A 13,159-nucleotide genomic window follows, 5' to 3' on the forward strand; every position below is an offset into this window, starting at 1 on the left:
AAAGCCCGCCTCTAAAAAAGCAGCAATCGGGAGCTTCAGAACGTGAAAAAAGCCAGCACCGCTGTATTCGCCTTATCCGTCCTCGCCATCAGCGTCGCGGCCCAGGCAGAGCCGACCAGTCAGGAATTCGTTCCGACCACACTGGCCACCACCAACCTCCAGGGCGAAGCAAAGGGCTTTCTGGAAGACTCGAAACTGACCGGTTCGACCAAGAACTGGTACGCCAACGAACTGCTGCGCCGTGGCGGCGAGTTCCGCCGCAGCGAGAACGGCGTTGTGGTCGACAGTGACCCGCGCCGGATCAACTGGGTTCAGGGCACCATCGTTGATTACAGCTCGGGCTTCACCCAGGGCACTGTCGGCTTCGCCACGCAAATGGCGGTCTACAACGCCGTCGCGCTGGACCGTGACAAAGACGACCTGATGGGCGGCGCCAACCGTACGCTGACCGAAAACAATGGTGACCCTGTTGGGCAGTGGAGCAAGTTGGGCCTGGGCAATATCAAGGCGCGCGTCTCCAACACGACCCTGACCGCCGGCCGTCAGTCGATGAACACCCCGGTGCTGGCTTACATCGGCAACCGTGCGCTGCCTTCGAGCTTCGAAGGGGTGAGCGTGCTGAGTGAAGAGTTCAACAACATCTCGATCCAGGCCGGCAGCTTCGACCGCGTATCGCCACGCACCGAGCAGAGCCTGACCAAGTTCCGTTCCGAGTACACCAACAACACCGCCACCGCCGATCGCGTTGACATGGCGGGCGTTGATTACAAACCCTTCAAAAGCCTGACCACCAGCTTCTACGCGTCCAACGTCGAAGACTTCTGGCATCAGTACTACTTCGCCTTCACCCACGAACTGGGTGACCCCGATGTACTGGGCCTGAGCACCAACCTGAACTACTACAAGACCAAGGATTCCGGTCAGAAGAAGATGGGCGAGATCGACAACGACACGTACAGCCTGTCGTTGACCGCCACTCACAAGGCGCACAGTTTCAGCGTCGCGTACCAGGAAGTCGAAGGCGACACCTACTTCGACTACGTCCACGACACCAACGCGATCTTCCTGGCCAACTCCCTGCTGTCGGACTTCAACGGCCCGAACGAGAAGTCGGTGCAGCTGAGCTACCTGCTGAACATGGCTGACTACGGCGTGCCGGGTCTGAAATTCAACATCTATCAAGCGCGCGGTTTCGACATCGACGGCACCCATTACAAAGGCACCGCTTACGATGTCCGCGGCATGGACGGCGAAAATCACTACGAATACGGTGTCGGCTCGTCGTACACCCTGCAGTCCGGCCCGCTGAAGGCCTCCACGATGCGTGCGACCTACACCACTCACCGCGCGAGCGCCAACCAGGCCGACGGCAACATCAACGAATTCCGTCTGGTGACCACCATTCCATTCAACATTATGTAATCAGCACGATCGATCGGGCCTCAAGGTGCGGTTTACCGAAACTTCGTGGCCCGATACCGACTCACTAATGGCTTCATCACTTGCGGAGTGCGTTACTTGAAATCGACATTCAAACTCGCAACATTGCGCAGCGCGATCGCACTGGCGGTATTCAGCGTTGCGGTCGGCGTATCGGCCAAGCCTCTGGTGGTCTGCACCGAAGCCAGCCCGGAAGGTTTCGACACGGCGCTCTACACCACCGCCGTGACCGCCGATGCTTCGGCGGAAACCATTTACAACCGTCTGGTGGATTTCAAGCCAGGCACCACGGAAATCGTTCCGGCATTGGCCGACACGTGGGAGATCAGCGATGACGGCCTGACCTACACGTTCCACCTGCGCAAGGGCGTCAAGTTTCACACCACCGAATACTTCAAACCGACCCGCGACATGAACGCCGATGACGTGGTCTGGAGCTTCCAGCGTCAACTGGACCCCAACCACCCTTGGCACAAACAGTCGGAGGTCGGTTACCCGTACTTCGAGAGCATGGGTTTCAAAGAGCTGCTGAAGAGCGTCGAGAAAGTCGACGACAGCACCGTCAAGTTCACCCTGACACGCCGCGAATCACCGTTCCTGGCTGACGTCGCCATGGCCTTTGCCTCGGTGTACTCGGCGGAATACGCCGATCAGTTACTCAAGGCCAACAAGACCGGCAACCTCAACAGCCAGCCCATCGGCACCGGTCCGTTTATTTTCCAGCGTTATGCCAAGGACGCTCAGGTCCGCTTCAAGGCCAACCCGGAGTATTTCCGTGGCAAGCCGCCGGCTGACACCCTGATCTTCGCCATCGCTACCGACAACAACGTGCGCCTGCAGAAGCTCAGGGCCAACGAGTGTCAGGTTGCGTTGTACCCGAAGCCGGACGACATTCCGAACATCAAGAAAGATCCGAACCTCAAGGTCGATGAGCTGAACTCGATGACCACCGCGTACATCGCCATGAACACCACGCACAAATACATGAGCGACGTGCGCGTGCGTAAAGCCATCGAGCTTGCGTTTGATAAAGAGGCCTACGTCAAAGCTTTGTTTGGCAAGGACAATGCCACCGTCGCCGTGAACCCGTATCCGGACACGCTGCTGGGTTACAACAAAGACTTGAAAAACCCTGCCCACGATCTGGACAAGGCGCGCGCCCTGCTCAAGGAAGCCGGCGTTCCGGAAGGCACCGTGCTGACCCTGTTCACGCGCAACGGCGGCGGTCCGACCAACCCTAATCCGGCCATGGGCGCACAAATGATGCAGTCCGACCTGGCCAAAGTCGGCATTAAGTTAGATATACGCGTCATGGAATGGGGCGAAATGCTCAAACGTGCCAAAAACGGCGAACACGACATGGTGTCGGCCGGCTGGTCAGGTGACAATGGCGACCCTGATAACTTCCTGACTCCACTGCTCAGTTGCGAGGCCGCCAAGAACGGCGAAAACTACTCGCGCTGGTGTAATCAGAAGTTCCAGACCTTGATCGATCAGGCTCGGGAAAAGACCGACCCGGCCGAACGCGCTTCGCTCTACGAGCAGGCTCAAGTGATCTTCAATCAGGACCTGCCGTGGATCAGCATGGCCCACACCAAGGTGTTCACTGCAATGCGCAACAACGTGGAGGGTTACCACATCAGCCCTCTCACCACTAATAACTTCGCTACCACCCAAGTGAAGTAGAAGAAGAATCCGGCGGGCTCTGCTACCCAGAGACCCGCCGGTACCTGATGAGGTACACGAGAAGATGTTTAGTTTTATCGCTCGCCGAGTGGGGTTGCTCATACCCACCTTCTTCGGCATCACCTTGCTGACCTTCGCCCTGATTCGCCTGATTCCGGGCGACCCTGTCGAAGTCATGATGGGTGAACGCCGGGTCGATCCGGAAATGCACGCCCAAGCCATGGAACGTCTTGGCCTGAACAAACCCCTTTATGCGCAATACATCGATTACGTCGGTAAGCTCGCCCATGGCGACCTGGGCGAATCGCTGCGTACGCGCACAAGCGTGTGGTCCGAATTCACTTCGCTGTTCCCGGCAACCCTGGAACTGTCGATTGCGGCGCTGATCTTCGCAGGCATTCTCGGGCTGCTGGCCGGTGTGATTGCGGCATTGAAGCGAGGATCCCTGTTCGACCATGGGGTCATGGGTATCTCCCTGGCGGGGTACTCGATGCCGATCTTCTGGTGGGGCCTGATCCTGATCATGTTCTTCTCGGTATCCCTGGGCTGGACCCCGGTATCGGGACGTATCGACCTGCTGTACGACATTCCCCCCAAAACCGGCTTCATGCTGATCGACACTCTGCTCAGCGATGAAGAAGGTTCGTTCATGGACGCCCTGCGTCACCTGATTCTGCCGGCCATCGTGCTGGGTACCATCCCGTTGGCGGTCATCGCCCGGATGACGCGCTCCTCGATGCTCGAAGTCCTGCGTGAAGACTACGTGCGCACCGCCCGCGCCAAGGGCCTGTCGCCGGCTCGCGTGGTGTTCGTTCACGGCCTGCGCAACGCGCTGATCCCGGTGCTGACGGTGTTTGGTCTGCAGGTGGGCACGCTGCTGGCCGGTGCGGTTCTGACCGAAACGATCTTCTCCTGGCCGGGTATCGGCAAGTGGCTGATCGAGGCCATTGGCGCCCGTGACTACCCTGTCGTGCAAAACGGCATCCTGCTAATCGCCTGCCTGGTGATTCTGGTCAACTTCGTGGTGGACATCCTCTACGGCTTTGCCAACCCACGCATTCGTCATCAGCGCTGAGATCCCTTTTTATGAGCACACCTACTCCCGTAGTAGCAGTCGATCAAAGCCTGCTCTACCCGTCCGTCTACAAAGAGTTCTGGCAGCACTTCTCCAAGAACAAGGGCGCCGTCGCGGGCCTGGCGTTCATGCTGGTGATCGTGTTCTGCGCCCTGTTCGCGCCGTGGGTTGCCCCCCATGACCCGAGCGAGCAATACCGCGATTTCCTGCTGACCCCGCCGGTCTGGCTTGAAGGCGGCCAATGGCAGTTCCTGCTGGGCACCGACGAACTGGGCCGTGACCTGCTGTCGCGTCTGATCCAGGGTTCGCGCCTGTCGCTGCTGATCGGTCTGTCGTCCGTGGTGATGTCGCTGATTCCGGGGATCCTCATGGGCCTGCTGGCGGGTTTCTTCCCGAGAATCCTCGGCCCGACCATCATGCGCCTGATGGACATCATGCTGGCGCTGCCGTCGCTGCTGCTGGCGGTGGCCATCGTCGCGATCCTCGGCCCTGGCCTGATCAACACCGTCATCGCCATCGCCATCGTTTCGCTGCCGTCCTACGTGCGTCTGACCCGTGCAGCGGTGATGGGCGAGCTGAACCGTGACTACGTGACCGCCGCGCGTCTGGCCGGCGCAACGCTGCCGCGCCTGATGTTCATCACCGTGCTGCCCAACTGCATGGCGCCGCTGATCGTTCAGGCCACCTTGAGTTTCTCCTCGGCGATCCTCGACGCTGCGGCGCTGGGCTTCCTGGGTCTGGGTGTACAACCGCCGACGCCTGAGTGGGGCACCATGCTCGCTTCGGCCCGCGACTACATCGAACGCGCCTGGTGGGTGGTGAGCCTCCCGGGTCTGACCATTTTGCTCAGCGTGCTGGCAATCAACCTGATGGGCGACGGTCTGCGCGATGCGCTGGACCCGAAACTCAAGAACGCCGCCTGAGGACGTCCGAATGTCTCTGTTAAACATCAAGAACCTCAACGTGCGCTTTGGCGACGCCACGGCCACCCCAGTGGTAGACGGCCTGGATCTGGCCGTCGACAAGGGCGAAGTCCTGGCTATCGTGGGCGAATCGGGTTCGGGTAAATCCGTGACGATGATGGCGCTCATGGGCCTGATCGAGCACCCCGGCATCGTCACCGCCGACGCTCTGGTCTTCGACGGCAAGGACATGCTGACGCTCAATGCGCGTCAGCGTCGCAAGATCGTCGGCAAAGACATGTCGATGGTCTTCCAGGACCCGATGACCGCGCTGAACCCGAGCTACACCGTGGGCTTCCAGATCAAGGAAGTGCTCAAGCAGCACTTGGGTCTGTCCGGACGCGCGGCCCACCAGCGCGCACTTGAGCTGTTGCAGAAAGTAGAGATCCCGGGCGCCGCACAGCGTCTGGACGCCTACCCGCATCAACTCTCGGGCGGCATGAGCCAGCGCGTTGCGATCGCCATGGCCATCGCCGGCGAGCCGAAGCTGCTGATCGCCGACGAACCGACCACCGCATTGGACGTGACCATTCAGGCGCAGATCATGGACCTGCTGCTGGCCCTGCAGAAAGAGCAGGACATGGCGCTGGTGCTCATCACCCACGACCTCGCCGTGGTAGCCGAAACCGCTCAGCGGGTCTGCGTGATGTATGCCGGCCAGGCCGTGGAAGTGGGTCAGGTGCCGGGGCTGTTCGACGTTCCGGCGCACCCGTACAGCGAAGCACTGCTGGCGGCGATTCCCGAGCACAGCATGGGCGCCGCGCGCCTGTCGACGCTGCCGGGTATCGTGCCGGGTCGCTATGACCGTCCAAGCGGCTGCCTGCTGTCGCCGCGCTGCCCTTACGTCCAGGACAAATGCCGCCAGCAACGCCCGGGCCTTGACCCGAAAGCCCATAGCCTGGCGCGTTGCTTCTTTCCGCTGAATCAGGAGGTGGCGTGATGAGCGAAATCGTACTGACCGCTCGTGACCTTACTCGTCACTACGATGTGTCCCGTGGGCTGTTCAAGTCCCATGCAACCGTGCGCGCGCTCAACGGCGTGTCGTTCGAACTCGAAGCCGGCAAGACCCTGGCGGTGGTCGGTGAGTCCGGCTGCGGCAAGTCCACGCTGGCCCGCGCGCTGACGCTGATCGAAGAGCCTTCTTCGGGATCGCTGAAAATCGCCGGTCAGGAAGTCACCGGCGCGACCAAGGCACAACGCAAACAGCTGCGCAAAGACGTACAGATGGTGTTTCAGAGCCCGTATGCGTCGCTCAATCCGCGGCAGAAGGTCGGCGATCAACTGGGCGAGCCCCTGCTGATCAACACCAGCCTTTCCGCCGCCGAACGTCGCGAGAAAGTGCAGGCGATGATGGCTCAGGTCGGTCTGCGTCCCGAGCACTATCAGCGCTACCCGCACATGTTCTCCGGCGGTCAGCGTCAACGTATCGCACTGGCGCGGGCGATGATGCTGCAGCCTAAAGTGCTGGTGGCGGACGAACCGACTTCCGCGCTCGACGTGTCGATTCAGGCTCAGGTGCTGAACCTGTTCATGGACCTGCAGCAAGAGTTCAACACCGGTTACGTGTTCATCTCCCACAACCTGGCGGTGGTGCGTCACGTCGCCGACACGGTGTTGGTGATGTACTTGGGTCGCCCGGCCGAAATGGGTCCCAAGGACGAGATCTACAACCGTCCGCTGCACCCGTATACCCAGGCGCTGCTGTCAGCGACCCCGACGATCCACCCGGACCCGTCTAAGCCGAAGATCAAAATCGTCGGCGAATTGCCTAACCCGCTGAACCCGCCTTCCGGCTGCGCTTTTCACAAGCGCTGCCCGTACGCGACCGAACGCTGCGCCGCCGAAGTGCCGGAACTGCGCTGGGTCGACAACCGGCAGGTTGCCTGCCATTACGCGGAACAGTTTGTGGCGTGATGGTTGAGTAAGAAAAAGGCCGTTGCGTGTGAGCGCAACGGCTTTTTTTGTGGCTGGCGTAGGACTGGCTTTAGCCGGGAATTGCATTGTAGGACTGGCTTTAGCCGGGAATGACTCGACAGGCTCACAAGCAGATCCGATCAATACACATCACGCCGATACCGACCCTGCTCGATCAAATCCCGAACGGCGTCTTCACCCAGCAGCGCGTTCAACGTCGCATCGACACCCGCCGCCATACCTTCGAGGCTGCCGCAGATGTAGATCACAGCGCCCTCGGCCAGCCAGCGACGCAGCTCATCAGCGGCCTCCCGCACGCGATCCTGCACGTAGATCTTCTCAGCCTGATCCCGGGAAAACGCCAGATCCATACGCGCCAGATCGCCACTCGCCAGCCAGCCCTTGAGCTCATCCGCGCAATGGAAATCGTGGGCAGCGTGGCGCTCGCCAAACAGCAGCCAGTTGCGCTGCTCGCCCGACACGACGCGCGCCTTGAGCAAGCTGCGCAGGCCCGCCAGTCCGGTACCGTTACCGATCAAGATCATCGGTGCCGATTCGGCCGGCAGGTGGAAACCACTGTTCCGACGCACCCGCAGACTGATCGCGCCGCCCACCGCAGCATGCTCGGTCAGCCAGCCCGAACACAGCCCGAGGCTGCCATCGGGGTGCAGCTCCTGACGCACGATCAGCTGCAACACACCGTCCTGGGGAATCGACGCGATCGAATACTCGCGCATCGCCAGCGGCACCAGCGCGTCGATCAACGCCTGCGCGTGCAAGCCCACCAGATGACTGCGATTCACCGGTAATTGCCGCGAGCACAAGGCTTGGCCGAGGGTCTCGCTCAAGCCATCGACAGTGACCTGCGTTTCAGCAGCGATGCCCAACCCGGACAGGAACTGCTCGACCGCAGAGGCCGGGTTGCGTGGCAACACCTCCACCAGATCGCCGGCCTCCCAGCGGGTTGCCGAATCGGCTGTCAGGCCGAGCATGAACACTTTCGAACCCACGCTTCCGGGGTTCAGCCATTCCCGGGCCACCAGCGTCCAGTTGTGATACTCCGGCGCTTGCCAGACGGTCGTCGGCGTCGAGCCGGTCAACTGGCCCAGTTGCTGTTGCCAGTGTTGCAGCGCCGCACCGTCGCCGCTGTCCACTTCCACCGGTGCGAACAGCGTGCGTCCGCCGCGCTCCGCCAGCCAGCCATGCAGCCGCTGAGCGAACCCGCAGAACTGCTGATACTGACGATCGCCCAGCCCAAGCACCGCGTAGTTGAGATTGTCCAGCGCCAGCGGCCGACCCAGCACCTTGCGCTCAAATCCGCGGGCGCTGTCGGGCGCCTCGCCGTCGCCGAAGGTACTCACGACGAACAGCGCATTGCGGCTCTGATAGAGGTCCTGCTCGGTGATGTCGCCCAGACGCTGCACCTTCACCGGCACCCCGGCGGTTTGCAGCTGGCCGGCCGTCTGCCAGGCGAGTTGCTCGGCGAACCCGCTCTGGCTGGCAAAGCCGATCAACCAGGCCGCGCCCTGCTCGCCCGTCGTCGTCGACACTTCACCGCGGGCGTTGCGAATGTCGCGCTTCTTGCGTCGGCGGTCCAGGTAGAGCAACCAGCCGGTGACGAAGAACAGCGGCATCAACAACGCGGCAACGGTCACAACGATGCGTCCGATCAGGCCGAAGTAGCTGCCGGTGTGCAGCGCATAGTTGCTGATCAACAACTGAGAACCGAGGCCTTTCTCGGAATAGCGCGACACCGCCTTGAGCGTGCCATCGGCCGGATCGAGGCTGATCTGGTTCAAGGCACGGGCGTGCGGCGCGGTTTTAAGGAGGTAAAACACCGTGGCCATCTGGCCCGGTGACTGGGGCATGCGCAGGTTGTAGGCCTTGAGATCCGGGCCGGCAGCGCTCTGGATGGTCTGCCAGATGGCGTCATAGTCCGGGGCCGAGGCCGCGATTTCCTTGGGCGCCTCTTTCGCAGCAGGGACTGGACGCGCCCCTGCGCCACGGCGCTGCTCGCCCGCCACGGGAGGATCGCCAATCAGCTTGGTCATGCCGTTGCTGAACCAGTCGTAGGACCACATCAGACCGGTGATCGCCAGCAGCAGATAGATGATCAGGCACCAGGTGCCGAACACCGAATGCAGGTCCCAATTGAAACTGCGTCCCTTCTTCGCCCAGTCCATGGTCAGCCAGACGCGCCAGTTCAGCGGCTTGCGCGGCCAGCGTAGATAGAGCCCGGAGAGGCAGAAGAAAATGAGGATCAACGTGCAAGCTGCGGTGACTTGCTTGCCGTATTCCCCCGCAGCCAGGAATCGGTGCAGGTTGAGGATGAACCCGAAGAAGTCCTGACCGACGGCATCCTCGGTGAACGCGCCGGTGTAGGGGTTGAAGTTGTGCATCTCGCCGCGGCGCTGGCCGGGCGGCGGTGTGAACCAGACCTGGGCGATCCTGTCGCCGCCGACATCGATGCGGAACATCGCTACCTTGTCTTTGCCCTGGGCTTCAACCTTGCTGACCATTTCCGCCAGTGACAGTTGGCGACCCTGGGGCTGCACGAACAACACGTCAGGGTTGAGCGCGTCGACGATTTCGTCCTCGAAGGAGTACAGCGCGCCCGTGATCCCCATCAGGGCAAGCACAAGACCGGCCGTGATCCCGAAGAACCAGTGCACTTGAAACAGGACTTTCTTCAACACCCTCGACCCCTCACTCACCCGCTACGGCGCGCATTATGCGCACAAACGGCATACATTCTCATCTGTGGCTGATTCTTGATGCAGAACCAGTGGGAGCGGTCTTGCCCTGACACCCCGCGCTCGCCTGGCCAGCGCAAAACTTGTGGGAGTGAGCTTGCTCACGAAGAGGCCGGTACATTCAGCCACTTTCTCTGAAGACTGAAATTAAGCATTCGCGAGCAAGCTCGCTCCCACAAGTGACGTGTCCGAATCCGGATCAGAAGTGGAAGCTGGCACTCATCAGCGCGGTACGCCCGGCGGCCATGTGGGCGTAGTGGGTGGTGAAGACCTGATCGTAATAACGCTTGTCGGTCAGGTTCTGCACGTTCAGCTGCAGGTCAACGTTCTTGGTCAGCGCGTACGTGGCCATGGCGTCGTAGCGCCAGTAGGACGGCACTTCCACCGAGTTGGCTTCGTTGCCGAAACGCGAATCGACGAAGGTCGCGCCGCCGCCCACGGTCAGCTTCGGCATCAGTTCGTAGGTCGACCAGAAATTGAAGCTGTTGCGCGGCGTGCTCGGCATGTGATTGCCCTCGTCCGCCTTGCTGGTTGCGCTGACGATCTCGCTCTCCATGTAGGTGTAGCCGCCGTAGACTTTCCATTTGCCGGTAATGTTGCCGCTGTAGGTCAGCTCCAGACCGTCGACACGCTGCTCGCCGTCCAGCACCTGAAACGTCGCGTTGTCAGGATCGGTCACCCGCGCGTTGGTCTTCTCGGTGCGGAACAGCGCAGCCGTCAGCGACAAATTGTCGTCGAAGAAATCCCACTTGGTGCCCAGCTCGTAGTTGCGGTTCTTTTCCGGATCGAGGTTGACGTTGTTCGCCGCGATTTCCAGGCCGCCATTGCCGCTGGTCTCACCCGACGGATTGCTGGACGTCGACCACGCCGCGTAGATGCTGCCGTTCGGCAGCGGCTTGTAGGTCACGCCGACCTGGTAATTCCACAGCTGGCTGGTGTTCTCGCGCTTGAAGCTGCCCGCCACCGAGCCGCGGCCGCCAGTGCTGTAACCGCTGGAGCGCACGTCGTAATCGTCATAGCGCAGGCCCAGGTTCAACGACCACTGTTCGTTGAATTTCAACGTGTCGAAGACATAGGCGGCACTGGTTTTGGTGTCGGTATCGGTGAACGCGCGGCTGTCGGTGATGGTGCCGTTCCAGTCGTCTTTCGGCGACGAGTTGGACAGGCTGGTGCAGTCGCCCGACGCCAGCAGCGCAGCGTTACAGGTCGAGCCGATGGTCCCGCCGCTGGCGCTGAGCACGTTGTAGCCGCGGTTGTGGGTGTCCTGATACGAAAATTCGAGACCGGTCACCAGACTGTGCTCGACAAAACCGGTGTTGAATTTTGCCTGCAGGTCGGTCTGGTTGACGAAGCCGCTGGAGGTGGAGTTGCGGCTCTTCGCCGAGCGCGAAACCAGGCCCCTGGCGACGTTGCCGCGGCTGTCGTCGGGGTTGGTGACGATGTAATCCAGCGTCGAGCGCGACATGCGGAAGCTGTTGGAGATCGTCAGGTTGTCGTTGAGGTCGTGTTCGAGGCGGATCGTGCCGCTGTCGTTGACACTCTTGCGGTAGTCGCGGTCGGTCAGGCCGTAAAAGTTATTTTCGTTGACGTGGGCCGGCTTGTCGACCACGTACTGGCTGCGGCCGGTGGTGTTGGTCAGCGGAATGCCGTAGTCGGGCATGTCGTCGGTGGACAGGTGGTAGTAATCGACCTTGACGCGCGTGTCCGTGCCCAGACCGAACGCGAACGAAGGCGCAACGCCCCAACGGCTGTTGTCGACATCGTTGCGGCCGGCGACGTTGGAATCATGCTTCATGAGGTTCAGGCGGAAGGCGGACGTGTCGGTCATTTGCTTGTTGACGTCGAGGGTGTAGCGCTGGGTCTGGTCCGAGCCGAAGGTGTAGCCGCCGTTGAGGGCATCGCCCAGGTGAGCGCCTTTGGTGACGAGGTTCAGGCTGCCACCCGTGGAGCCTGCACCGGTGAACGCCGAACCCGGGCCCTTGCTGACCTCGACCGACTCGACGTTGAAAATCTCCCGGCTCTGCGCCGCGACATCGCGCATGCCGTCGACGAACACGTCACTCTCCGCGTTGAAGCCACGAATGATCGGGCGATCCGCATTCGGGTTACCGCCCTCGCCCGCACCAAAGGTGATGCCGGGGGTGGTGCGCAAGGCGTCAGTCAGGCTCGTGGCCGCGGTGTCGCGGATAACTTGCTGCGGGATCACCGTGACGCTCTTTGGCGTCTCGCGCAGGGGCGCGGTGTACTTTTTCGAGGCCGATTCTTCGGTCTTGTAAGCCGTGTCGGCCCGCTCGCCGTCGATGTTGGTTGCCCCGAGATTCAGCGCGTTGTCCGATGCGGGTTCCGCGGCCTGCACCATGTGGGCGGCTGACATCGCTGCAAGTGCGACGCCGACGGCGCTGACGATGGAACGCTGCGAATGTGCGGTAACCGGTTGTGCTTGGCGCGACATTTTCCTTCCCCAAGGAAACAATAAGGCGGCGGAATATAGTTGAGACTGCTTCGCATTCGCAGAAAACTTACATTCTTTACACTTTCCCATTACCCAATTTTCACATCGACCCATTCACGCGCGCGGGCGACGTTTTACACGACCAATAAGAATCACTATCATCCGCCGCCTTATTCTTCACGCAGGTCGCGATTCATGCTCCTACATATCCCCGGTCTGTTTTCACCCGAGGAGGTGCTTCGCATCCGACAGGCGCTGGAAGACACCGAATGGGCCGACGGCAAGATCACCGCCGGGCACCAATCGGCGAAAGCCAAGCACAACCTGCAACTGCCGGAAGGTCATCCACTTGCCGTAGAGATTGGCGCGGCGATGCTTGAGCGCCTGTGGCAGAACCCACTGTTCATGTCCGCTGCCCTGCCCCACAAGGTCTTCCCGCCATTGGTGAATTGCTACACCGGCGGCGGCAGTTTCGATTTGCACATCGACAACGCCGTGCGTCAGGCCAAGGGCAGCGCCGAGCGCGTGCGCACAGATCTGTCATCGACGCTGTTCTTCAGCGATCCCGACGACTACGACGGCGGCGAGCTGGTGATTCAGGACACCTTTGGCACCCGTCAGGTCAAGCTGCCGGCGGGTGACCTGCTGCTTTATCCGGCCAGCAGTCTGCACAAGGTCAACGCCGTCACACGGGGGGCGCGGTACGCCTCGTTCTTCTGGACCCAGAGCCTGGTGCGGGACGATGGCCACCGCACGCTGCTGTTCGACATGGACGCGGCCATCCAGCAACTCAGCCGCGACGTGCCTGATCACCCCTCGCTGCTTCAGCTCACCGGCACCTATCACAACCTGCTGCGGCAGTGGGTCGAGGTCTGAG

Annotated in this window: 9 protein-coding genes; 7 read left to right on the forward strand and 2 right to left on the reverse strand. The window is 61.3% G+C overall.

All coding sequences use genetic code 11. From position 1 onward, the window contains the following. Positions 1 to 42 precede the first annotated feature (42 nt). From IFT99_RS11730 to IFT99_RS11755, 6 genes are all read left to right on the forward strand, one after another. Positions 43 to 1,422, forward strand: coding sequence for an OprD family porin (locus IFT99_RS11730; RefSeq protein WP_065990179.1), 1,380 nt, complete (start codon positions 43 to 45; stop codon positions 1,420 to 1,422). A gap of 96 nt (positions 1,423 to 1,518) precedes the next feature. Then, positions 1,519 to 3,126, forward strand: a complete 1,608-nt coding sequence (locus tag IFT99_RS11735) for an ABC transporter substrate-binding protein (protein ID WP_192132420.1) — start codon at positions 1,519 to 1,521, stop codon at positions 3,124 to 3,126. 64 nt (positions 3,127 to 3,190) lie between these two features. Next, positions 3,191 to 4,201 carry an ABC transporter permease subunit gene (locus IFT99_RS11740; protein ID WP_065990182.1) on the forward strand — a complete coding sequence of 337 codons (1,011 nt, stop codon included), beginning with the start codon at positions 3,191 to 3,193 and terminating at the stop codon, positions 4,199 to 4,201. A gap of 11 nt (positions 4,202 to 4,212) precedes the next feature. After that, positions 4,213 to 5,124, forward strand: coding sequence for an ABC transporter permease subunit (locus IFT99_RS11745; RefSeq protein ID WP_192132422.1), 912 nt, complete (start codon positions 4,213 to 4,215; stop codon positions 5,122 to 5,124). 10 nt (positions 5,125 to 5,134) lie between these two features. Beyond that, positions 5,135 to 6,103, forward strand: coding sequence for an ABC transporter ATP-binding protein (locus IFT99_RS11750; RefSeq protein ID WP_065990186.1), 969 nt, complete (start codon positions 5,135 to 5,137; stop codon positions 6,101 to 6,103). Continuing rightward, positions 6,103 to 7,077: a peptide ABC transporter ATP-binding protein gene (locus IFT99_RS11755; RefSeq protein WP_192132424.1), complete on the forward strand. Its 975-nt coding sequence runs from the start codon at positions 6,103 to 6,105 to the stop codon at positions 7,075 to 7,077. The genes IFT99_RS11750 and IFT99_RS11755 overlap by 1 nt, the downstream gene beginning before the upstream one ends. A 140-nt stretch (positions 7,078 to 7,217) precedes the next feature. Here the strand turns inward: IFT99_RS11755 and IFT99_RS11760 are convergent, their stop codons facing one another. Then, on the reverse strand, positions 7,218 to 9,770 hold the full coding sequence (locus IFT99_RS11760) for a PepSY domain-containing protein (protein ID WP_192132510.1): 2,553 nt from the start codon (positions 9,768 to 9,770) through the stop codon (positions 7,218 to 7,220). Between the two features lie 259 nt (positions 9,771 to 10,029). Beyond that, on the reverse strand, positions 10,030 to 12,282 hold the full coding sequence (locus IFT99_RS11765; protein WP_192132426.1) for a TonB-dependent receptor: 2,253 nt from the start codon (positions 12,280 to 12,282) through the stop codon (positions 10,030 to 10,032). A 195-nt stretch (positions 12,283 to 12,477) separates the two neighbouring features. On the opposite strand from IFT99_RS11765, the gene IFT99_RS11770 reads away from it, so the two are divergent. Further along, complete coding sequence (locus IFT99_RS11770; RefSeq protein ID WP_192132428.1) at positions 12,478 to 13,158, forward strand: Fe2+-dependent dioxygenase; 681 nt, start codon at positions 12,478 to 12,480, stop codon at positions 13,156 to 13,158. Position 13,159: the final 1 nt, after the last annotated feature.

This window comes from Pseudomonas sp. CFBP 8772, assembly GCF_014841665.1.
GTDB lineage: Bacteria > Pseudomonadota > Gammaproteobacteria > Pseudomonadales > Pseudomonadaceae > Aquipseudomonas > Aquipseudomonas graminis_B.